General features: G+C 33.1%; 23 protein-coding genes. 15 read left to right on the forward strand and 8 right to left on the reverse strand.

Annotation, left to right across the window (positions count from 1 at the left end; all coding sequences use genetic code 11):
- Nucleotides 1-16: 16 nt before the first annotated feature.
- The 3 genes from lepB to KA867_RS11045 form a co-directional block, all read right to left on the reverse strand.
- Entirely contained in the window at nucleotides 17-535 is a 519-nt protein-coding gene (gene lepB / locus KA867_RS11035; protein WP_210138045.1) for a signal peptidase I, read from the reverse strand.
- A gap of 4 nt (nucleotides 536-539) precedes the next feature.
- On the reverse strand, nucleotides 540-1,115 hold the full coding sequence (locus KA867_RS11040) for a TVP38/TMEM64 family protein (RefSeq protein ID WP_210138046.1): 576 nt from the start codon (nucleotides 1,113-1,115) through the stop codon (nucleotides 540-542).
- Nucleotides 1,116-1,351: 236 nt separating this feature from the next.
- The gene (locus KA867_RS11045) at nucleotides 1,352-2,683 is read right to left on the reverse strand and encodes a glucose-6-phosphate isomerase (protein ID WP_210138047.1); all 1,332 of its coding nucleotides are present in this window, start codon (nucleotides 2,681-2,683) and stop codon (nucleotides 1,352-1,354) included.
- A gap of 353 nt (nucleotides 2,684-3,036) precedes the next feature.
- Here KA867_RS11045 and KA867_RS11050 point away from each other — a divergent pair, with 353 nt between their 5' ends.
- The 6 genes from KA867_RS11050 (at nucleotide 3,037) to KA867_RS11075 (ending at nucleotide 9,310) form a co-directional block, all read left to right on the forward strand.
- On the forward strand, nucleotides 3,037-4,239 hold the full coding sequence (locus KA867_RS11050; RefSeq protein WP_210138048.1) for an argininosuccinate synthase: 1,203 nt from the start codon (nucleotides 3,037-3,039) through the stop codon (nucleotides 4,237-4,239).
- On the forward strand, nucleotides 4,232-5,626 hold the full coding sequence (gene argH, locus KA867_RS11055) for an argininosuccinate lyase (RefSeq protein WP_210138049.1): 1,395 nt from the start codon (nucleotides 4,232-4,234) through the stop codon (nucleotides 5,624-5,626). The genes KA867_RS11050 and argH overlap by 8 nt, the downstream gene beginning before the upstream one ends.
- A gap of 388 nt (nucleotides 5,627-6,014) precedes the next feature.
- Nucleotides 6,015-6,329 carry an ArsR/SmtB family transcription factor gene (locus KA867_RS11060; protein WP_210138050.1) on the forward strand — a complete coding sequence of 105 codons (315 nt, stop codon included), beginning with the start codon at nucleotides 6,015-6,017 and terminating at the stop codon, nucleotides 6,327-6,329.
- Nucleotides 6,330-6,331: 2 nt separating this feature from the next.
- Nucleotides 6,332-7,621 (forward strand): arsenite efflux transporter membrane subunit ArsB, encoded by a 1,290-nt coding sequence (gene arsB, locus KA867_RS11065; protein WP_210138051.1) that lies wholly within the window; start codon nucleotides 6,332-6,334, stop codon nucleotides 7,619-7,621.
- 17 nt (nucleotides 7,622-7,638) lie between these two features.
- A complete protein-coding gene (arsC, locus tag KA867_RS11070) occupies nucleotides 7,639-8,034 on the forward strand; it encodes an arsenate reductase (thioredoxin) (protein WP_210138052.1) in 396 nt (131 codons plus the stop codon).
- Between the two features lie 292 nt (nucleotides 8,035-8,326).
- Entirely contained in the window at nucleotides 8,327-9,310 is a 984-nt protein-coding gene (locus tag KA867_RS11075) for a glycerophosphodiester phosphodiesterase (RefSeq protein WP_210138053.1), read from the forward strand.
- A gap of 62 nt (nucleotides 9,311-9,372) precedes the next feature.
- On the opposite strand, the gene KA867_RS11080 is transcribed toward KA867_RS11075, so the two are convergent.
- From KA867_RS11080 to KA867_RS11100, 5 genes are all read right to left on the reverse strand, one after another.
- Nucleotides 9,373-10,617 (reverse strand): Glu/Leu/Phe/Val family dehydrogenase, encoded by a 1,245-nt coding sequence (locus KA867_RS11080; RefSeq protein ID WP_210138054.1) that lies wholly within the window; start codon nucleotides 10,615-10,617, stop codon nucleotides 9,373-9,375.
- Between the two features lie 107 nt (nucleotides 10,618-10,724).
- Nucleotides 10,725-11,915 (reverse strand): ornithine--oxo-acid transaminase, encoded by a 1,191-nt coding sequence (locus tag KA867_RS11085; RefSeq protein ID WP_210138055.1) that lies wholly within the window; start codon nucleotides 11,913-11,915, stop codon nucleotides 10,725-10,727.
- A 563-nt stretch (nucleotides 11,916-12,478) separates the two neighbouring features.
- Entirely contained in the window at nucleotides 12,479-13,612 is a 1,134-nt protein-coding gene (locus tag KA867_RS11090) for an NADH-dependent flavin oxidoreductase (protein WP_210138056.1), read from the reverse strand.
- A gap of 187 nt (nucleotides 13,613-13,799) precedes the next feature.
- A complete protein-coding gene (gene ygs, locus KA867_RS11095) occupies nucleotides 13,800-14,201 on the reverse strand; it encodes a S1 domain-containing post-transcriptional regulator Ygs (RefSeq protein ID WP_046208025.1) in 402 nt (133 codons plus the stop codon).
- Nucleotides 14,202-14,632: 431 nt separating this feature from the next.
- Nucleotides 14,633-15,229, reverse strand: a complete 597-nt coding sequence (locus KA867_RS11100; RefSeq protein WP_210138057.1) for a peptidylprolyl isomerase — start codon at nucleotides 15,227-15,229, stop codon at nucleotides 14,633-14,635.
- 67 nt (nucleotides 15,230-15,296) lie between these two features.
- Here KA867_RS11100 and kapB point away from each other — a divergent pair, with 67 nt between their 5' ends.
- The 9 genes from kapB (at nucleotide 15,297) to KA867_RS11145 (ending at nucleotide 21,908) form a co-directional block, all read left to right on the forward strand.
- Nucleotides 15,297-15,677 (forward strand): sporulation phosphorelay system protein KapB, encoded by a 381-nt coding sequence (kapB, locus tag KA867_RS11105; RefSeq protein ID WP_210138058.1) that lies wholly within the window; start codon nucleotides 15,297-15,299, stop codon nucleotides 15,675-15,677.
- A gap of 128 nt (nucleotides 15,678-15,805) precedes the next feature.
- Complete coding sequence (locus KA867_RS11110; RefSeq protein ID WP_210138059.1) at nucleotides 15,806-18,223, forward strand: Na+/H+ antiporter subunit A; 2,418 nt, start codon at nucleotides 15,806-15,808, stop codon at nucleotides 18,221-18,223.
- Complete coding sequence (locus KA867_RS11115; RefSeq protein WP_210138060.1) at nucleotides 18,204-18,632, forward strand: Na(+)/H(+) antiporter subunit B; 429 nt, start codon at nucleotides 18,204-18,206, stop codon at nucleotides 18,630-18,632. The genes KA867_RS11110 and KA867_RS11115 overlap by 20 nt, the downstream gene beginning before the upstream one ends.
- Nucleotides 18,632-18,979, forward strand: coding sequence for a Na+/H+ antiporter Mnh1 subunit C (gene mnhC1, locus KA867_RS11120; RefSeq protein WP_040030166.1), 348 nt, complete (start codon nucleotides 18,632-18,634; stop codon nucleotides 18,977-18,979). The genes KA867_RS11115 and mnhC1 overlap by 1 nt, the downstream gene beginning before the upstream one ends.
- Nucleotides 18,966-20,462, forward strand: a complete 1,497-nt coding sequence (locus tag KA867_RS11125) for a Na+/H+ antiporter subunit D (RefSeq protein ID WP_210138061.1) — start codon at nucleotides 18,966-18,968, stop codon at nucleotides 20,460-20,462. Before mnhC1 ends, KA867_RS11125 begins: the two co-directional genes overlap by 14 nt.
- Before the next feature lies 1 nt (nucleotide 20,463).
- Nucleotides 20,464-20,943: a Na+/H+ antiporter subunit E gene (locus KA867_RS11130; protein ID WP_210138062.1), complete on the forward strand. Its 480-nt coding sequence runs from the start codon at nucleotides 20,464-20,466 to the stop codon at nucleotides 20,941-20,943.
- The gene (locus tag KA867_RS11135) at nucleotides 20,943-21,236 is read left to right on the forward strand and encodes a Na(+)/H(+) antiporter subunit F1 (RefSeq protein ID WP_046208018.1); all 294 of its coding nucleotides are present in this window, start codon (nucleotides 20,943-20,945) and stop codon (nucleotides 21,234-21,236) included. Before KA867_RS11130 ends, KA867_RS11135 begins: the two co-directional genes overlap by 1 nt.
- Entirely contained in the window at nucleotides 21,214-21,570 is a 357-nt protein-coding gene (locus KA867_RS11140) for a Na+/H+ antiporter subunit G1 (RefSeq protein WP_210138063.1), read from the forward strand. The genes KA867_RS11135 and KA867_RS11140 overlap by 23 nt, the downstream gene beginning before the upstream one ends.
- Before the next feature lie 200 nt (nucleotides 21,571-21,770).
- Nucleotides 21,771-21,908 carry a hypothetical protein gene (locus tag KA867_RS11145; RefSeq protein WP_210138064.1) on the forward strand — a complete coding sequence of 46 codons (138 nt, stop codon included), beginning with the start codon at nucleotides 21,771-21,773 and terminating at the stop codon, nucleotides 21,906-21,908.
- Nucleotides 21,909-21,955: the final 47 nt, after the last annotated feature.

Consider the following 21,955-nt stretch of genomic DNA (forward strand, 5'->3'; position numbering starts at 1 on the left):
TTTACACCTCGTCTATTTATTTAAAGTTTACTGTGAAGTTGCTTAAAGGGTAATACCTTAAACTTACATCACCAATAATGTCTTCTTGTCGAACAAAGCCTTCTGTTCTAGAATCATTTTTTATTTCACGATTATCGTTCAGTACAAAGTATTCGTCTGGTGGGATAATATCTCCTTCAGAACCTTTAATATTTCTGAGGGACAAATCATCAATACTTGACTCAGTATACCTTTCATCTACTTGCCTATCATCTCTATACAATTGATTGTTTCTAAAGGTTATAGATTGGCCGGGCTTCCCGATAATTCTACCCATATGTACATCGTTTCCTTTACGGTACATGATGATATCGTTTAGCTTTAACATGTTAAAAGTTGTTTTGATTTTATTAACAATCACACGATCGTTTTGTTTCAACGTCGGCGTCATACTTTTATCTTGTATGACTGCTCCTGTAACAATAAAAGTCTGAATCAATATTACAATAATAATCGCAAATATTATAGAAATCAAATGTTTTACTACCTTACTCAAATTGTCACTCCTCTGGAGAATGCATAAAATATCGTTCAAGTTTTCTACCTATAAACCATACGACAATAATAACAATAATAATGATAATCAACCTTAATGGCTCTGTAAATAGCGTCGTAATATCATTCCCTAACCATCCTATCAAACCGATCATTATCAATTTTGAACTGAACAATACAACAAGATATACGTGTGCTTTAATATGCGACAGACTCACTACCAAGTTCACTAATGCACTTGGAGTAAATGGAAAACATAATAGAATAAAAATAGGGATAACCCCTTTTCTATCTATAAAATGTATTAACCTCTGCACTGAGGTACGTTGCTGTAACTTTTTCATATAACGTGTATGGTTCAATCTGCGAAAGCCTAAAAATACAAGATAGCTCCCTAAAACAGTTCCCAACCATGCTAATAATGTGCCCATCCATAATCCGAATGCATTCACATTAACAATCACAAATACAATAATAGGTAGTACTGGGACAAAAGCTTCAATAAAAGGCAATAAAAACCCTACGATATAACCTAAACTGCCAAATAAATCAAACCAATACTGCACTTGTTCTTGAGTCATTTCATCAATCCCTACCATTGTTAGTCAACGATAATTATAAGTGTATTATAGCGATTTTAAAACAATTATGTATGCTTTTGTGCAAATATCAGTCTCAAGTACCAAAACAGTTAACGACATCTCACAGAAATGATGATGTGCAATGATAAAATAAAGAACATACAAAAAATGATTTCCGCCTTATTAGTGCGGAAATCATTTTGTCAGTCGTTTTTTAAATTAATAAATAGATAAAATTATAAACGTTTTTCTAATGCTTCTTTTTTATCTTCAAAGCCTGGTTTACCTAATAACGCGAACATATTTTGTTTATATGCTTCTACGCCTGGTTGGTTAAACGGATTGACCCCAAGTTGGTAGCCGCTCATTGCACAAGCCATTTCAAAGAAATAAACAAGATAACCAAATGTTTCTTCATCTAATTGCGGAACGTTAATTACTACATTCGGTACGCCACCATCAGTATGTGCTAATAAAGTACCTTCAAAGGCTTTAGTGTTCACTTCATCTATTGTTTTGCCTGCTAAATAATTTAATCCATCTAAATTGTCACTATCTTCTTCTATAGTAATGTTATGTTTTGGTGTGTTTACTTTGACAACCGTTTCGAATAAGAAACGACGACCTTCTTGCACATATTGTCCAAGTGAGTGTAAATCAGTTGTATAGTTTGCACTGGATGGATAGATACCTTTATAATCTTTACCTTCTGATTCACCAAATAATTGTTTCCACCACTCGTTGAAATATTGCATTGAAGGTTCATAGTTTATTAACATTTCAGTGTCATAGCCTTTTGCATATAAAATATTACGAATACTAGCGTATTGATATGCAATATTATCTTCTAGGTTTTCAGAAGAAAGCTCTTCTCTGGCTTTTGCAGCACCGCCCATCATAGCTTCAATATCAATACCTGCAACAGCGATTGGTAATAAACCTACTGCTGTTAATACTGAGTAACGTCCGCCAATATCATCAGGAACTACAAATGTTTCATAGCCTTCATTTGTTGCTAATTGTTTTAAAGCACCTTTTTCTTTATCAGTAGTTGCAAAAATACGTTGTTTTGCTTCTTCCTTACCATATTTATTTTCTAAGATTTGTTTAAATAGTCTAAATGAAACTGCTGGTTCTGTTGTAGTACCAGATTTAGAAATGACATTTACTGAAAAATCTTTACCATCTAAATAATGAATTAACTCTTGTGTATATGTCGAAGATAAATGATTACCTACAAAGACAATTTCAGGATATTCATCACTATTTCTAAAAGCTGGTGTCAGCATTTCAATTGCAGCACGTGCACCTAAATATGAACCACCAATACCAATTACAACAAATACATCTGAATTATTTTTGACACGTTTAGAAGCTTCTAATATACGTGAAAACTCTTCTTTATCATAATTAACAGGTAAATCAATCCAACCTAAGAAATCACTACCAGCACCTGTTCCTTCATGAATTGTATTATGAATTGATTTAACAATGTCATTTTGTTGTTGTAATTCATGTTCGCCAAAAAATTCTAAAGTTTTACCATAATCTAATTGAATATGAGTCATCTAAATTGCCTCCAGTGTTTTTGATTTCATACATATTTTACTAAGTTTATTTTGACTATTCAAACAACTAGCCTGCAAAACAAAATTTTTTATAATTATTTTAGCTTATTCATTTCTTATATAACAGATAGAATATCTAACGATATATTCACAAATATATACATCAATACAAAGCACATCAAACATCAAAACATCTACAAATCACTACCTAAATGGATATTTAGATTATAAGTAATTTTTACAATTTGCATAATTATGTATAAAAATGGTTTTATTTTCATAATTCTTCTGCTATACTTACTAATATCAAATTTATAAACAATATATTAAAAAATTCAATTGAGGTGTAATATATGAAGGAAAAAATAGTTTTAGCATATTCCGGCGGTTTAGATACAAGTGTGGCAGTAAAATGGTTGATAGATAAAGGCTATGATATCGTAGCTTGCTGTTTGGATGTTGGTGAAGGTAAGGACTTAGACTTAGTTCATCAAAAAGCTTTAGATATGGGAGCAATTGAATGTCATATTATTGATGCCACTGAAGAATTCAGTGAAGATTTTGTTTCATATGCAATCAAAGGCAATCTGATGTATGAAGGCACATACCCTTTAGTATCAGCATTATCAAGACCTTTAATTTCAAAAAAATTAGTTGAAATTGCTAGTAAAACGAATGCAGTAGGCATTGCACATGGTTGTACCGGAAAAGGTAATGACCAAGTTCGTTTTGAAGTTGCGATAAAAGCATTAGATCCAGAATTAAAAGTATTTGCACCAGTTAGAGAATGGGCTTGGAGCCGTGAAGAAGAAATTGATTATGCAATTAAACATAATATTCCCGTACCGATTCAACATGATTCTCCGTATTCTATTGATCAAAATCTATGGGGAAGAAGTAATGAATGCGGTATTTTAGAAGATCCATATGCGGCACCACCTAAAGATGCATTTGACTTAACAAATGAAATTGAAGATACACCTGACGAAGCTGATGAAATCGTACTTACGTTCGAACAAGGCTTACCTATCGCTTTAAATGGTAATTCTTATAAGTTAAGTCAATTAATTTTAGATTTAAACAAATTAGCTGGTAAACATGGTATCGGAAGAATTGATCATGTAGAAAATAGACTCGTTGGAATTAAATCAAGAGAAGTCTACGAAACGCCTGCAGCAGAAGTCATAATGAAAGCACATAAAGCACTTGAAACGATTACTTTAACTAAAGATGTAGCACATTTTAAACCTGTTATTGAAAAACAATTTTCAGAACAAATATACAATGGTCTTTGGTTCTCTCCACTAACAGATAGCTTAAAAGCTTTTGTGGATAGTACACAAAAATTCGTTTCTGGTGATGTACGTATTAAATTATTTAAAGGTAATGCTGTTGTAAACGGCAGAAAGTCACCTCATACACTATATAACGAAAAATTAGCCACTTATACTAAGGAAGATGCATTTAATCAAGAATCTGCAGTCGGTTTTATTGATATCTTTGGTTTACCTACAAAAGTTAATTCTATGTTACATGGTGGTTATTTAGATGAGTAATAAAGCTTGGGGAGGAAGATTTAGTGAGCAGCCCGAAGATTGGGTCGATGAATTCAATGCCTCCATTCACTTTGATAAAACACTCATTCAATATGATGTGCAAGGAAGTATTGCTCACGCTAAAATGCTAGCCAAACAAGATATCATAACTGATGTAGACTGTAAGCAAATAGTTAATGGTTTAACAGCGATTTTAAATGATTATGAACAAGGTAATTTAACGTTCGATGTTTCTTTAGAAGATATTCATCTTAACATCGAGCATGAATTAATTAAGCGTATCGGTGATGCAGGTGGAAAATTGCATACAGGACGTAGCAGAAATGATCAAGTCGCTACTGATATGCATCTATATGCAAAAGATGAAGTTACTCAGATTGTTGAGCTCGTCAGTGATTTACAACAAACCATCGTCAATATCGCAGAACAACATGTCAATACAATCATGCCAGGTTATACGCATTTACAAAGAGCGCAGCCCATTTCATTTGCACACCATATACTCACTTATTACTGGATGTTAGATAGAGATAAATCGCGTTTTCAGGATAGTTTGAAGCGTATCGATATTTCTCCACTTGGCGCCGCTGCACTAAGTGGAACGACTTATCCAATCGATCGTCATGAAACGCAATCTTTATTAAATTTCAGCTCTGTTTATGAAAACAGTATAGATGCTGTAAGCGATAGAGATTATATTGTAGAAACATTGCATAACATATCATTAACAATGATACATTTATCGCGTTTTGCTGAAGAAATTATCTTTTGGTCATCAGCAGAAGCCAATTTTGTAACTTTATCGGATGCGTTTTCAACAGGCTCGTCAATCATGCCACAAAAGAAAAACCCTGACATGGCAGAGTTAATAAGAGGTAAAGTAGGACGTACAACAGGAAACCTAATGAGCATATTAATGACGCTCAAAGGTTTACCCTTAGCATATAACAAAGATATGCAAGAAGACAAAGAAGGCTTGTTTGATGCAGTTCACACGATAAAAGGTTCTTTGCGTATTTTTGCAGGAATGATTGATACAATGACTGTAAATGTCGATCGTCTGCATCAAACTGTTTATAATGATTTTTCAAATGCTACTGAACTTGCAGATTATCTAGTTAATAAAGGAGTTCCATTTAGAACAGCACATGAAATTGTAGGAAAAATCGTACTATGGTCAATTCAACATAATGTCTATTTATTAGATGTGCCATTGGAAGAATATCAAAATGCGCATAAAAGTATCGATTCAGATATTTATGATTTCTTAAAGCCAGAAAATTGTGTTAGCCGTAGAATTAGTTATGGTTCAACAGGACAAGCAGCTGTGGAACACCAATTATCAGTCATAAAGCAGCAACAGGATACAAATCAACAAACTTCATAAAAGCGTTTGGGACATAAATCCCGGAAAAATAGCACTCAGATGATATAATTCAATTCATCTGAGTGCTCCTTTTTATTCAATACTTCATATTGTTAGCTTGTTTTCTTAAGGGATAGCTTCAGCTTGTCCTATTCCCTCAAGCTTCTCGCCAAAATACGTCACATTGGTTCAAAACTTTTTGTGGCAGACTTTTTTTACACTATCCAAACCACTTTGCTTTATACATTTCACCTACCTTCCTCGAAATATGCTTGCGTATGTTTAAAAAAGTATTCAACATCACATATTTTTGAATAAAATCAATGACCTCTTTTGCTATTTATCTCAAAACTATATAGACCGATTTCTATATAGATGTTAATCTATTTAGTGTTTAGGAGGTATACTTATGTCTTATAAAAGACTTTCAGCATTGCTTAAAGTTCTATCCGATTCAAGCAGATTAGAAATATTAGATTTACTTTCTTGTGGTGAATTATGTGCATGTGATTTATTGGAACATTTTCAATTCTCACAACCTACACTAAGTTACCATATGAAATCGTTAGTAGATTATGAGTTAGTAAATACACGCAAAAATGGCAACAAACGTATGTACCAACTTAATCATGCTATTTTAGATGATATCAATCAAAGTCTCAATATGATTAACACATCTAACCAACATTGCGTATGTAAAAATGTGAAATCAGGTGAGTGTTAAACATGACCATTCTAGCAATTATAATTTTTCTTTTAACATTAACTTTTGTCATATGGCAACCTAAGGGATTAGATATTGGTATTACGGCTTTAGCTGGGGCTATTATAGCTATTATTACAGGTGTCGTTAGCTTTTCCGATGTAGTAGAAGTAACTGGCATTGTTTGGAATGCAACTTTAACCTTTGTAGCTGTGATTCTTATTTCATTAATATTAGATGAAATTGGATTTTTTGAATGGTCTGCGATACATATGGTCAAGGCGTCAAACGGTAACGGCTTAAAAATGTTTGTTTTTATCATGTTACTAGGATCAATAGTAGCAGCGTTATTTGCCAACGATGGCGCAGCTTTAATCTTAACGCCCATCGTATTAGCGATGGTAAGAAATTTAGGATTTAATAAAAAAGTGATTTTCCCTTTTATTATCGCGAGTGGTTTTATTGCTGATACTACATCATTGCCCTTAATTGTAAGTAATTTAGTAAATATTGTTTCTGCTGATTACTTTGATATTGGCTTTATTGAATATTTTAGTCGTATGATAATACCTAATATATTTTCATTAATAGCTAGCATTCTCGTGTTGTGGCTCTATTTCAGAAAATCTATACCAAAAACATTTGATACTGAAAATCTTACAACGCCTAGAGCTGTAATTAAAGATCGCAAATTATTCAAGATTTCATGGATTGTATTAGCCATATTGCTCGTCGGCTATCTTGTTAGTGAATTGATTCATATCCCTGTATCAATTATTGCTGGTTTCATTGCTTTTATTTTTGTGCTCTTGGCTCGTAAATCTAAGGCAGTTCATACCAAGCAAGTAATTAAAGGCGCACCTTGGAACATTGTGCTATTTTCTATTGGTATGTATTTAGTAGTGTTTGGATTAAAAAATGTTGGTATCACCACAATTTTAGCAGATGTATTATCCAGCGTTTCAAGTTATGGATTATTTAGCAGTATCATGGGTATGGGCTTTATATCAGCCTTTTTATCATCAATTATGAACAATATGCCTACTGTATTAATAGATGCTATTGCTATTGGCCAATCCAATGTAATTGGAACGATGAAAGAAGGCATGGTTTATGCGAATGTTATAGGATCTGACTTAGGTCCTAAAATTACCCCTATCGGTTCTTTAGCAACATTACTGTGGCTACATGTTTTAACACAAAAAGGTGTGAAAATTTCATGGGGGACATATTTTAGAACGGGTATTATTATTACCATTCCAGTATTATTTGTAACACTGTTGGGTTTATACCTTACACTTATCATATTTTAAGAAAAGAGGTATTTATAATGGACAAGCAAACAATTTATTTTATATGTACAGGAAACTCGTGTCGTAACCAAATGGCTGAGGGTTGGGGAAAGCATATCTTAGGAGAAAAGTGGCATGTCTATTCTGCGGGTATTGAAACACATGGTGTTAATCCTAAAGCTGTAGAAGCTATGAAAGAAGTAAATATTGATATTTCAAATCATACATCAGATTTAATAAATAGTGATATCTTAGAGCAAGCAGATTTGGTCGTAACATTATGTAGTGATGCTGATAAGAATTGTCCGATTTTACCGCCAAATGTAAAAAAAGAACATTGGGGATTTGATGATCCAGCTGGTAAATCGTGGTCAGATTTCCAACGTGTTAGAGATGAGATTAAATTAGCTATTGAAAATTTTAAAACAAGATAAAACAATTAAATTATCAGTATAGTAGTTTTAACTACAAGTAAACGTCAATTTCAATAGAAATTGACGTTTACTCGTTGATTTGGCGTCTTATATGAAGATATGAAGCTAGCGTGATATAGAAAATAATATTTCCTATTATATTTATACTGGAAATGTTTTAATTATTTTAATATATTGTTATAAAAATATTAACTTTATAAAACTTAAATTTTAATACTGTAAATGTTATTCTCAAACACACTTTTATTTTGTAGGGTTGGTATGTAAATACATATCGAGGAGTGACCCATTCTTGCAAAATTTAAAAAAAGTACTATCCACGAGTATAGCAACGTTATCTTTAACTTTAATTGGAACGACATCTATAACATCAGCAAACGAAAGTAACAGCAATGTCAGTACACAACAACATGCCACACCATCAAACCAAAAGGATAATAACTCACATAATCCAAATAGAGCACAAAATCTAACGGGCGAGAAATATACAACGGTCGCGCATAGAGGTGCAAGTGGCTATGCGCCAGAACATACTTTTTATTCATATGATAAAAGCCACAATGCTATGGGTGCTTCTTATATCGAAATCGATCTTCAGATGACTAAAGATGGTCATCTCGTAGCCATGCATGATGAAACTGTAGATAGAACTACAAACGGTACTGGTAGAGTTGATTCATATACACTAAAGGAATTAAAGCAATTAGATGCTGGAAGTAAATTTAATGCTGCAAATCCTCAGTATGCTAATTCAAATTATGTAGGTGCTGAAATTCCTACATTAGATGAAATATTAGAACGCTATGGTACAAATGCAAATTATTATATTGAAACGAAATCACCAGATGTTTACCCAGGTATGGAAGAAGCAGTATTAAAAACATTGAATAATCACAATATGCTTAATGAACAATCATTGAATCAAGGACATGTCTTATTACAATCATTTTCACCCGAAAGCTTAAATAAATTGCATCAATTAAATAGCAATGTCCCATTAATCAGATTATTAGATAAAGGTGAATTACGCTCATTAACCCAACAAGATTTTAACCAAATCCGTCAATATGCCATTGGTGTCGGACCTGAATATACAGATTTAACAAAACAAAATGTTAAAAATCTTAAAAGAGCTGGCCTGCTCGTACATCCTTTCACCGTTAATAATGAAGCTGATATGCACCGCTTAAATCAATATGGAGTAGATGGTGTTTTCACAAATTACCCTGATTTATATAAACAGGTGATTCAAGATGATGAACAAAAAAATAAATAAAATAAAAAGAAGAAGTTCTTGAATACAAGAACTTCTTCTTTTTTTATAATTAAAATATTTAATTAAGCCCAACCACGATAACGTGCAGCTTCAGCAGTACGTTTAATACCCACAATATAAGCTGCTAAGCGCATATCAATTTTTCTATTTTGTGATAACTCATAAATTGTATCGAAAGCTGTGATAAGTTTTTCACGCAATTTTGTATTTACTTCTTCTTCTGTCCAATAATAACCTTGATTATTTTGTACCCACTCGAAGTAAGAAACTGTTACACCACCTGCACTTGCTAACACATCAGGTACAAGCAATTTACCACGTTCACTTAAAATACGTGTGCCAGCTGGTGTTGTTGGGCCATTAGCCGCTTCAACAACTATATCAGCCTTAATTTCATTTGCATTGTCTTCTGTGATTTGATTAGCAATTGCTGCAGGTACAAGAATATCACAATCAAGTTCAAACAATTCTTTATTAGAAATTGTTTCCTCGAATAGATTTGTTACAGTACCAAAGCTATCTCTTCTATCTAAAAGATAGTCGATATCAAGACCATCTGGGTCATGTAATGCACCGTAAGCATCTGAAATACCAACAATTTTTGCTCCCATATCATATAGGAATTTAGATAAGAAACTACCCGCGTTACCAAATCCTTGAATAACGATACGTGCACCTTTCAATTCTAGACCTCTTCTTTTAGCAGCTTGTTCTATTGCAATTACAACACCTAATGCTGTAGAGCGGTCTCTGCCTTGTGATCCACCTAATACAATCGGTTTACCAGTAATAAACCCTGGTGAATTAAATTTATCTAATGAACTATACTCATCCATCATCCAAGCCATGATTTGTGAGTTAGTAAATACGTCTGGTGCTGGGATATCTTTTGTAGGTCCAACAAATTGAGATATCGCACGCACATAACCACGAGATAAACGTTCAACTTCATGTATACTCATTTGTCTAGGATCACATATGATGCCACCTTTACCGCCACCATATGGCAAGTCGACGATACCACATTTTAATGTCATCCACATAGATAATGCTTTAACTTCCTCAACGTCAACGTCTGGATGGAAACGTACCCCACCTTTTGTTGGTCCAACAGCATCATTATGTTGAGCACGATAACCTTTAAACGTTTGAACAGTACCATCATCCATACGTACAGGAATGCGTACTTCAAGAAATCTTAATGGTTCCTTTACTAAGTCATACATCCCATCATCAAATCCCAATTTATGCAATGCTTCCTTAATAATTTGTTGCGTAGAAGTAACTAAATTATTATTCTCAGTCATGATTCATTTCGCCTCTTTTTCGTTACTAATGATTTCGCTTTCACGATAATTGTAACATAAGATTTTGCTTTTTAAAGGGTTTTCAAAACTTAAGTTACAGAACATTTTTATTTAAAAACATTTCTTACTTTATCCAATGCAAAGTCTAATTCTTCTTTGGAAATAATAAGAGGTGGTGCAAATCTAATTACTGTATCATGTGTTTCTTTACATAATAAACCTTCTTCTTTTAACTTTTCACAATAAGGTCTAGCATTTTCATTTAGTTCTATGCCAATAAATAATCCACGACCACGTACTTCTTTAATTGATGGGTGATTGATTTTTTCAAGTTCTGATTTAAAGTACTCACCTAATTCTAAAGAACGTCCTGCTAAATCTTCATCAACTAATACATCTAAAGCTGCAATTGATACAGCACATGCTAATGGATTACCACCAAACGTTGATCCGTGAGAACCAGGCGTAAATACCCCCAATACTTCTTCATCTGCTAATACAACTGATATTGGGAATACACCACCGCCTAGCGCTTTACCTAAAATATATACGTCTGGTTTTACATCATCCCAATCAGTAGCAAATAATTTTCCTGAACGTCCAAGTCCTGCCTGAATTTCATCAGCAATAAATAATACATTATGTTCATCACATAATTCTCTAATTTCTTTTAAATAACCTTCTGGTGGGACATTGATTCCTGCTTCTCCTTGAATCGGTTCAATTAAAATAGCAGCTGTATTTTCATTGATTGCTTCTTTAACAGCATCTATGTTACCAAAATCGACTTTGCGGAACCCATCTAATAATGGACCGTAGCCTCGTTGGTATTCTGGTTCAGATGACAATGATACTGGTGCCATTGTTCGACCATGGAAGTTACCATTGAATGCAATAATTTCAGCTTGATCAGGTGCAATATCTTTCACATCATAAGCCCAACGTCGTGCGGCTTTCAATGCTGTTTCAACTGCTTCTGCACCTGTATTCATAGGTAAGGCTTTGTCTTTACCAGCTAACTTACATATTTTTTCATACCATGCCCCTAAGTTATCACTATGAAATGCGCGTGATACTAAAGTCACTTTGTCAGCTTGATCTTTTAAAGCCTGAATAATTTTAGGATGTCTGTGACCTTGGTTTACTGCAGAATAAGCAGATAGCATATCCATATATTTATTTCCTTCAGGATCTTTAACCCATACACCTTCAGCTTCTGAAATTACAATTGGAAGCGGCACATAATTGTGCGCACCGTAATGATTTGTTAATTCAATGATTTCTTCAGATCTTGACATAATATCTCCCCTTTGTATGAATTATAAAATAATTTATTGGCAATACTCATTCATAGCATAACGTATTTATTCACTTACGAAAACTATTTTCCGAAAATACAATAAAATCGTAGATACAGAACTCAAATAGCAACTTTTAAATATTAAAGTTAGAATATAGCTATCAAAATGTAAGCCTTTACATGAATATAATGACACATTCCTGACTGTTTACACAAGCCAATTTTAATAAATTTATGAATTCTTCTTGATTAAAATCACTATCACATGATTTATGCTAATTCTAGCGTCTGCAATTTATAATATTTTATATAAAAATCGTTAAATATCTCAGACATATATGCTATATCTAACTAAAAACGCCAGTCGCAACAACCATTGATTGTTATAAATATAAAAAGTTACCATAACGTTCATCAAAATTTTATACAAACAAAAAACGTCAATTTCTATATATTCGATAGAAATTGACGCTGCTTCATTAGTAAAATGTTTATACTTTACCCTCATTTTGAAATTAAAACGGTGTTTAAATACTATAAACATTTTCACATTCAAAGATTTTATTTATTGTCTGTTCTTGGTAATGGGTAAAATCCTTTATTAAATTGTTCCCATAATTTTGGTGGCAGATGATGTTTATCTGCTCTTTGTGGATCAAAGTGAGATAGAATTTCATCTTCTTTGCCATCTTTAATTTTACTTACAAAATTATGATCCAATAAGATTTCTCGTCCTAAAGCGACGAGTTCTACACCTGTTGACTCAATTGCTTCAATAGCCTGTTCAGCCGTAAAGATAGATCCTATACCTATTAATGGCATGCGTCCATTAATCCACTCTAAAATGAGTTTAATACGTTCTTGCCCTTTGTACTGGCCTTCACGTGTTTGAGAGTGAATATCCATTAATGAAACATGTAAGTAATCTAAAGGTTTTTCTATTAATTGCTCAATTAGTTCTTTTGTAATTTCCATGCTTATACCTGGAGATTCAGCTTCTTCAGGAGAAAATCTATATCCAACGATAAAATCTTTACTACCATATTTTTTAACAGTTTCAGTTACTTCGTCTACTACACTTGTAGCAAATTTATAACGGTCTTCTCCCCATTCATCATTACGACGATTATAATATGGAGATACAAATTGATGGATTAAATAATGGTTGGCACCGTGAATTTCAACACCATCAAAGCCAGCTTCAATAACTCTGCGCGTTGCTTCACCAAATGCTTTTATTGTTGATTCAATTTCATCATTAGTAATTTCGCGTGCTTGATGGGCTTCTTGTTCACCAAAACTTTTTAATGATATAGGGCTAGGTGCCGCAACATCACCATCAGGCGTTAAATTAGGTAAAGATTGTGCACCGCCGTGATGTATTTGAACAACCGCTTTCGCACCATTTTTCTTCATAGCTTTTGCCAAACGTTTTAAGCCTTCTAAATTAGAATCATGCGCTACTGAAGGTTGGCCAGGAAAAGCTTTACCTAAATCTGTAACATTACTTGCTGCTGAAATTGCTAGACCAACATCTTTAGAACGTTGTTCCATGTACACGACCTCTTCATTAGAAATTGTACCATCATCATTAGATGATACGTGTGTTAATGGGGCTAGTACAAATCGATTATCTAAAACAACTTGATTGGGTAATTTTAATTTTTCAAATAACGGTTGAAATTTTTTGTCCATTAAATTAAATCCTCCTAATATACAATATACTTAAGTGTCATTGCATAATCACTTTAAGCGATTTTAATTCTAACTTTCTTGATTTTAAATATAAAACTATATGCTCACGCATATAATTTTATAGCATTATCTCAACTTACAAAATTTACCTTACAAATAAAAAACACTAACATTTTAAAATAAAATGTTAGTGTTTTTTAAAAGATGATTGTTCATCTTTTATCGCGTTTTTGGACTGTTTAATCCAAACCGGTAAGCGTTCTTTAATTGTTTGAAAACCATACTTTTCGGTTTCTTTAATTTCATCTAATACTGATTGCTTTTCTTTTTTACGTTCATAATTTTTAAAATAGTCGTTATCTTTTAAAGAAAGATTTAACTTCCCTTCTTTATCAATTGAAATGACTTTCGCTTTTACAATTTGTCCTTCCGATAAAAACTTTTTTAAATTATGGACGTAATCATCCATAATTTCAGAAATATGGATTAATCCTTCAGTATTGTCAGGGGTTTCTACAAAAGCGCCATACGGTTGAATACCAGTCACACGAACTTTGATATGTTGACCTACTTTATAGTGATTATTCAACGTGATAACCCCTTATTTCATTTTACTTAACATGTTCATAATAGCATAAATCATTCAATGGTACTAATATTACCTAGAAAAATTTCACGATTTTTCAAAATTCAGTTATACAATCATTGTTTGAATTGGGGTTACGTCTCATTATACAAAGGCTTTTGAACAATTCTTAAGTATGTTACTTAATTCAATACTTTCAAAATAAAATTCTCAAGCGATTGCTCAAAAGATGATTTTATTTAATATGTTTGCATCGCCATGTTCTGACATAGACAACTAATAAAATATCAAAATAATAGTAAAAGACTGGAACAATTAATTTGTCCCAGTCTCTTAGACTTTTCTATATTTTTAATATAAACGATAAATGTTTCATTAAAATTCAAAACGATAAAAGATTGTTTTACCTATTACTGTTCAAACTACGTTTTACATTATTTTTCAATAATATCTATCGAATCAATCGTGATATCATGTAAAGGTTTATCTTGCGGTCCTACTTTTGTTGCAGCAATATCTTCTAACGTAGATTCACCTTCTAATAATTGACCAAAAACAGTATGTTTTTGATCTAACCAAGGTGTACCACCCTTTTCACCATAAGCTTTCACAATTGGTTCCGGCCAACCACCATCTGCGAGTTGGCTAAGCATAGACTCTGGTACTTCCTTCATTTGAACAATAAAGAATTGTGAACCGTTAGTATTTGGACCAGAATTTGCCATTGATAAAGCACCATATAAATTGAATGCTTCAAGTGAAAATTCATCTTCAAATGGGCCTCCATAAATACTTTCACCACCCATACCAGTTGCAGTTGGGTCGCCTCCTTGTACCATGAAGTCATTGATGACACGATGGAAAGAAATACCATCATAGTATCCATTTTTCGCATGTGTAACAAAGTTCTCTACTGTTTTAGGTGCGATATCAGGTAATAATTTGAAAGACATATCACCTTTATTCGTATGCATAATCATTTTTATTTCATTTTCGTTTACTTCTGAATTTAGCTGAGGATAGTTCGACATTTTTATTCTCCATTTCATGTTAAGATGATATATGTATTCTAACATAAAATGAGGGGTGTATTGAATTATGTTATATCGTTTTGCACATAAAACTGGAAGTTATGGTGTATCTGTTATAGAAGAGGATGACAATCAAGTACTTGTTCAAATTGAACAGGTCATTAAACATCCAAAGCAAGGTGACTTACACCATCCAAACGAAACGGAAAATGTATTTTTTCACGAGCGCAAAGCTTTAAGTCAATTTGAAAAGCGTTATACGTCAAAATCCAAACTTAGACCATTTAATGTAGAAGAACTGGATTATATACAATCTTTACAAATTGCAATTACAAACTTAGAAAATAAATTAAAAGAAGAAAATACTGAATATGCTAATTGCTCACTTGCTAATTTAGCACAATTAAAAAAAGATTATTCAATTCAATATAAACAAAATTTTGAATAAAAATACCGTGTTTCTTCTTATTTAAAACAAACTTTAAATTAAAGCTCCACAAGGGTTAGCGTGGTTTTTCAGAATAGTCTTATTCATGTATAATGACCTTATACTATTTTAAAAAGGAGGATAAAATAATGAGTTTGATACATATAGCGGTATTATTACCGTTAATATTTGCACTCATTATTCCAATTGTATATCGCATACATAAGCGTATACATTTAGGATGGTTTGTGTTACCTATCCCCGTCGTCTTATTTATATATTTTCTATCAATCATTTCGACAACAATGTCAGGTAAAAGCGTAGTACATAAAGCAAATTGGATGCCTCATTTTGGCATGAATTTCGATTTATACGTTGATGGCTTAGGCTTATTATTCAGTTTACTAATAACTGGTATCGGAAGCTTGGTTGTCTTATATTCCATTAGTTATTTAAGTCGACAAGAGCAATTAGGTCATTTTTATTGTTACCTTTTGCTTTTTATGGGTGCCATGTTAGGTGTCGTATTATCAGATAATATCATTATCTTATATCTGTTTTGGGAGTTAACTTCATTTTCAAGTTTTCTACTCATTTCATTTTGGAGAACGAAACAAGCATCTATTTATGGTGCGCAAAAATCAATGCTCATAACTGTGTTGGGCGGTCTTTCCCTGCTAGGTGGTCTTATTTTACTATCACTTGCAGGTAATTCTACCAGTATTCAAACGCTCATTAATCATGCGTCTGAAATCCAAACGAGCCCCTACTTTATATTGTCTATGATCTTTGTAATTATAGGAGCGATGACAAAATCAGCTCAGTTTCCATTCTATGTTTGGTTACCAGATGCAATGGAAGCACCAACGCCAGTAAGTGCTTACTTACATTCTGCAACAATGGTTAAAGCTGGTCTTTATTTAGTTGCACGTATGACACCAATATTCGCGCTTTCACAAGGTTGGATTTGGACGATTACTGCAGTGGGGTTAATCACTCTATTTTGGGCATCATTAAATGCAACAAAGCAACAAGATTTAAAAGGCATTTTAGCCTTTTCAACTGTCTCACAACTTGGCATGATTATGTCAATGTTAGGTATCGGAGCAGTAAGTTACCATTTCGAAGGCTCAGACAGCCAAATTTACGTTGCTGCTTTTACCGCAGCTGTGTTCCACCTTATAAATCATGCTACTTTTAAAGGCGCATTGTTTATGGTAACTGGTGCTATTGATCACAGTACGGGAACTCGTGATGTCAATAAATTGGGTGGCTTAGTAACCATCATGCCAATTTCTTTTACCATTACATTAATTACATCATTGAGTATGGCAGGTATCCCTCCATTTAATGGATTCTTATCAAAAGAGAAATTTCTTGAAAGTATGATTGAAGTTACGCACGCTAATATCTTCAGTTTAAATAGTATTGGTATACTCATACCAATTGTTGCAATTTTAGGTAGCGTATTCACTTTTGTCTATGCTGTTAGATTTATTGGTCAAATATTCTTAGGTAGCTATAAACCGAATAATTTACCAAAATCAGCGCATGAAGTTTCAAAATTAATGCTAATTTCTCCAAGTATATTAGCAATACTCGTTATTGTTTTTGGGTTCTTCCCTTCCATATTGACTGGGACAATCATTGAACCAGCAGTAAATGCAATCAGCCATAATAGTAACGCAACAGCTGAGTTTCATATGTTCCATGGATTCACACCAGCCTTTTTCTCAACCTTAGGCATTTACATCGCTGGAATTTTGTTAATTCTTAGCTTTGGTTATTGGATCAGCTTATTAAAAGCACAACCTACAAAACTAACAATCAATTATTGGTATGATAAATTCGGAACGGTATTCCCTGGCTATTCAAGTCAATTTACTAACACTTACGTTACTGGGTTTACACGTAATAACTTATTAATCATCTTTGCATCTTTAATCGTAATCACACTTGTGACATTATTAGTAACACCGTTCAGTGTTAACTTTAAAGATGTTAGTGAAATCAGACCATTTGAATTGATCATCGTAGTCATTATCATTACAGCAGCGTCTATGATTATATTTGCACGCTCTCGCCTATTCAGTATCATCATGGCAAGTGCAGTAGGTTATGCAGTAGCGATCTTCTTTATTTTCTTTGGTGCACCAGACTTAGCATTGACGCAATTTGTTGTTGAATCTATTTCTACTGCATTGTTCTTATTATGTTTCTATCATTTGCCAAATTTAAATCGACATAACGAATCAACTTCGTATAAATGGCTGAACATTATTATTGCCATCGGTGCTGGTACCGTTGTAACAGTATTAGGTTTAATCACGTACGGAAATAGACACTTTGGCTCAATTGGAGAATTTTATAAAGCGCATGTATATGATTTAGCACATGGTACAAACATGGTCAACGTGATTCTAGTTGATTTCCGTGGTACCGATACTTTATTCGAATCCTCTGTACTAGGTATTGCAGGTTTAGGTGTTTACACAATGATTAAACTTCGTTATAAAAATAAACCAAATGATGAAGGAGGAACTCACATTGAAAAGACAGAAAAATAATTTAATTTTCCAATACTCAGCTATCGTGATTTTCTTCTTAATCGTTATGTTTGGTTTACACTTATTTTTAACAGGACATTATACACCTGGTGGTGGTTTCGTCGGTGGCCTACTCTTATCAAGTTCACTTGTGATTATAGCTGTGGCTTACGATATTAAGACTATGCGTAAAATATACCCATGGGATTTCAAAAAACTCATTGGTATCGGGTTATTCTTTTGTTTAGTTACACCTATGGCGAGTTGGCTATACAATAAAAACTTCTTTACGCATACGCCATTTGAGATTCCATTAGGTATTTTAAAACCTATAGAAATGCATACTGCCACATTTTTCGATTTAGGTGTTTTATGTGCAGTTGTTGGCACAATAATGACTATAATATTAGCGATTGGAGAGAATGAGTAATGGAAATAGTGATGATTTTTGTTTGTGGTATTCTCACTGCAATGAGCGTCTATCTCATTCTTTCTAAAAGTTTGATACGCATCATTATTGGGACTACATTACAAACACATACAGCTAATTTATTCTTAATAACTATGGGTGGTCTTAAGAAAGGTGAAGTCCCTATTTATGAAAAAGGGTTCACTTCATATGTGGATCCAATTCCACAAGCACTCATATTAACAGCTATAGTAATTTCATTTTCTGTAACAGCCTTTTTCTTAGTATTGGCTTTTAGAAGCTATAAAGAACTAGGTACAGACAACGTAGAAAGTATGAAAGGGGTGCTAGATAATGATAGAGAGTAATCTTATTATTTCATTACTCGTTATACCAATGTTAACAATTATCGCATTAATTTTTATTGGTAAACGCCCTAAAATTAAACGCTACGTTGCATTAACAGGTACTGCAATTACATTAATTTTTGCTTTTATAAATTTAAAAAACATTCTCAGAGATGGACCTATAAAACTCGAACTTGGTTCATGGGATGCACCATATAGTATTGTTTTTGTTACCGATATTTTTAGTATTTTACTTGTGATTACAAGCTTAATTGTAACGATGTTGATTATTTTATATTCATATCAATCTGTAGGTATCGAGCGTGAAACATATTATTATTATTTTGCCATCATGTTTATGCTCACTGGTGTTATAGGATCATTTATAACTGGTGATATTTTCAACCTTTTCGTATTCTTTGAAGTGTTTTTAATGGCATCATATATTTTATTAGTTATTGGTGGCACACAAGTTCAATTGAGTGAAACGATAAAATATGTACTTGTGAATGTGACATCTTCTGCTTTCTTTGTTATAGCCGTCGCAATGCTTTATTCTGTTGTAGGCACATTGAATTTAGCAGATATTAGTGAAAAATTAAGTCAATTGTCCACACAAGATAAAGGAATTATCAGTATTATATTTATTATGTTTATCTTTGTCTTTGCTACAAAAGCTGGTGTGTTCCCAATGTATATCTGGCTACCAGGTGCTTATTATGCACCACCTATAGCAATTATTGCTTTCTTTGGTGCATTGTTAACAAAAGTTGGAGTTTACGCAATAGCTAGAACAGCAAGCTTATTCTTTGGTGATGCTTCTAATTTTTCACTGTACACCATTTTATTCTTAGCCTTACTTACAATTATTTTTGGTTGTGTAGGTGCAGTTAGCTACTTTGATACTAAAAAAATCATAATTTATAATATTATGATTGCTGTTGGTGTCATTTTAGTAGGCGTAGCAATGATGAATCAGGCTGGTATGATGGGAGCGATTTATTATACATTACATGACATGTTGATTAAAGCAGCATTGTTTTTCCTAATTGGTGTCATGTATAAAATCACCAAGACACACGATTTACGTAAGTATGGTGGTTTAATCAAACATTACCCTGTATTAGGCTGGTCTTTCTTTATCGCTGCTTTGAGTTTAGCAGGAATTCCGCCGTTAAGTGGCTTTTATGGAAAATATTACATTGTTCAAGCTACTTTCGAAAAAGGATTTTATTTAAGTGGGATTATCGTATTATTATCTAGTTTAGTTGTACTTTACTCAGTTATTCGTATTTTCTTAAAAGGTTTCTTCGGAGAATCTGAAGGTTATGAAGTCAACCCTAAACTACAATACAAAGGTATTTTAACAGTAGCTGTTATTGCAGTTGCTATATCAGTGATATTTGGCCTATCTGCTGACTTTTTACAACCAATCATAAAAGATGCTGCCGAAACATTCTATAATCCTAGTGTTTATATAGACAGCGTATTGGGGGGCAAATAATATGGCAATTCAAATATTAGTAAATTTAATTTTATCAGTGTTTTGGCTATTTGTAACAGGTAGCTATACATTTAATAATTTCCTATTAGGTTATATATTTGGTCTATTGTTAGTATTCCTGATGCGTGGTGTCTTACCCGGTAGATTTTATGTTATTACTATTTATAAAATCATAAAATTATTTATCGTCTTTTTAGTAGAATTGGTTAAAGCCAATATTGATGTTATTAGAATCGTTACTAAACCTAAAATTAACAATGAGCCCGCCTTTTTTACTTATCCAACAGATTTGAAAAAAGATTGGCAAATTGTGTTGTTATCAAATTTGATTACACTAACACCAGGTACGATTGTTCTAGGTATCAGTGATGATCGCAAAGAAATATATATTCACAGTATTGATTTTAGTACCAAAGAAGAAGAAATAGAAAGTATTAAATCATCACTTGAAAAAGTGGTAAGAGAGGTAGGCGAGTATTAATGAACTACAACGTGATATTAATCGTGGCATTAGTTATTGTAACATTGTCAATGTTTGGTATGCTTGTTCGTGTCATTATCGGCCCTTCTCTTGCCGATAGGGTTGTGGCACTTGATGCAATGGGTATCCAACTAATGGCGATTGTAGCACTATTTAGTATTTTCTTAGGTACTAAATATATGATGGTTGCCATTTTGTTAATTGGTATTTTAGCGTTTTTAGGAACCGCAGTGTTTGCAAAATATATGGATAAAGGTAAGGTGATTGAGCATGATAACAACGATCATCATTAGTATAGCGCTTATTTTGGTTATCCTTGGCTCACTCATAAGTGCACTAGCTGCGATTGGCCTCTTACGTTTAGATGATGTGTATGCACGTGCGCATGCTGCTGGTAAAGCTGCTACATTAGGCGCAATGTTACTTATAAGTGGTGTTTTCTTATATTTCATAGGTCGTGAAGGTTACGTCAATATGCAATTACTTATCGGAATATTATTTATATTGATCACGGGGCCGTTAGCAAGTCATCTTATTATTAAAGCAGCATATAATTTGAGGACACCCGCTTCAAGAAGAACAAAACGTGATGACATACAAGAAGACTTAAAAGATACAAAATTGTAAATGCTGTGTTAGCAATAAATAGTAATATTCAAAAAGGACTGTCGACAAAGTCTCCGACTTTGTTGGCAGTTTTTTTGTGCACGCTTTCCGCGGGCACTGCCTTAGCCTGTAGTCTTCGGCTAGTGCTCTTCCCGCAGGAGTCGGCCCAAATCACTGCCAATATTATAATATTTGTAAATTAAGCAGTTGTAGTGTTTATTATGTTGAATAAATCAATTGATAAAAGAGATCAATATGAAATAATTTCTATCTCTGAATTAGCAGAAAAGGACACACTCCATTTTCAAGAAGAATTAAATAATGAAATTAACGAGCAAAGACTAGTTAAAGGAAAATAATCCTATTTAAAAAAAGAAATAAATAGAAATCAAAACCACCCGTATAA

Source organism: Staphylococcus sp. GDH8C109P, assembly GCF_017893405.1.
Lineage (GTDB): Bacteria > Bacillota > Bacilli > Staphylococcales > Staphylococcaceae > Staphylococcus > Staphylococcus cohnii.

Excerpts from the sequence above, each read along its gene's own strand:
- KA867_RS11040 (WP_210138046.1), bottom strand. The coding sequence starts at position 1,115 with ATGACTCAAGAACAAGTGCAGTATTGGTTTGATTTATTTGGCAGTTTA.
- KA867_RS11045 (WP_210138047.1), bottom strand. The coding sequence starts at position 2,683 with ATGACTCATATTCAATTAGATTATGGTAAAACTTTAGAATTTTTTGGC.
- KA867_RS11050 (WP_210138048.1), top strand. The coding sequence starts at position 3,037 with ATGAAGGAAAAAATAGTTTTAGCATATTCCGGCGGTTTAGATACAAGT.
- argH (WP_210138049.1), top strand. The coding sequence starts at position 4,232 with ATGAGTAATAAAGCTTGGGGAGGAAGATTTAGTGAGCAGCCCGAAGAT.
- KA867_RS11060 (WP_210138050.1), top strand. The coding sequence starts at position 6,015 with ATGTCTTATAAAAGACTTTCAGCATTGCTTAAAGTTCTATCCGATTCA.
- arsB (WP_210138051.1), top strand. The coding sequence starts at position 6,332 with ATGACCATTCTAGCAATTATAATTTTTCTTTTAACATTAACTTTTGTC.
- arsC (WP_210138052.1), top strand. The coding sequence starts at position 7,639 with ATGGACAAGCAAACAATTTATTTTATATGTACAGGAAACTCGTGTCGT.
- KA867_RS11080 (WP_210138054.1), bottom strand. The coding sequence starts at position 10,617 with ATGACTGAGAATAATAATTTAGTTACTTCTACGCAACAAATTATTAAG.
- KA867_RS11085 (WP_210138055.1), bottom strand. The coding sequence starts at position 11,915 with ATGTCAAGATCTGAAGAAATCATTGAATTAACAAATCATTACGGTGCG.
- KA867_RS11090 (WP_210138056.1), bottom strand. The coding sequence starts at position 13,612 with ATGGACAAAAAATTTCAACCGTTATTTGAAAAATTAAAATTACCCAAT.
- KA867_RS11100 (WP_210138057.1), bottom strand. The coding sequence starts at position 15,229 with ATGTCGAACTATCCTCAGCTAAATTCAGAAGTAAACGAAAATGAAATA.
- kapB (WP_210138058.1), top strand. The coding sequence starts at position 15,297 with ATGTTATATCGTTTTGCACATAAAACTGGAAGTTATGGTGTATCTGTT.
- KA867_RS11110 (WP_210138059.1), top strand. The coding sequence starts at position 15,806 with ATGAGTTTGATACATATAGCGGTATTATTACCGTTAATATTTGCACTC.
- mnhC1 (WP_040030166.1), top strand. The coding sequence starts at position 18,632 with ATGGAAATAGTGATGATTTTTGTTTGTGGTATTCTCACTGCAATGAGC.
- KA867_RS11125 (WP_210138061.1), top strand. The coding sequence starts at position 18,966 with ATGATAGAGAGTAATCTTATTATTTCATTACTCGTTATACCAATGTTA.
- KA867_RS11130 (WP_210138062.1), top strand. The coding sequence starts at position 20,464 with ATGGCAATTCAAATATTAGTAAATTTAATTTTATCAGTGTTTTGGCTA.
- KA867_RS11135 (WP_046208018.1), top strand. The coding sequence starts at position 20,943 with ATGAACTACAACGTGATATTAATCGTGGCATTAGTTATTGTAACATTG.
- KA867_RS11140 (WP_210138063.1), top strand. The coding sequence starts at position 21,214 with ATGATAACAACGATCATCATTAGTATAGCGCTTATTTTGGTTATCCTT.
- KA867_RS11145 (WP_210138064.1), top strand. The coding sequence starts at position 21,771 with ATGTTGAATAAATCAATTGATAAAAGAGATCAATATGAAATAATTTCT.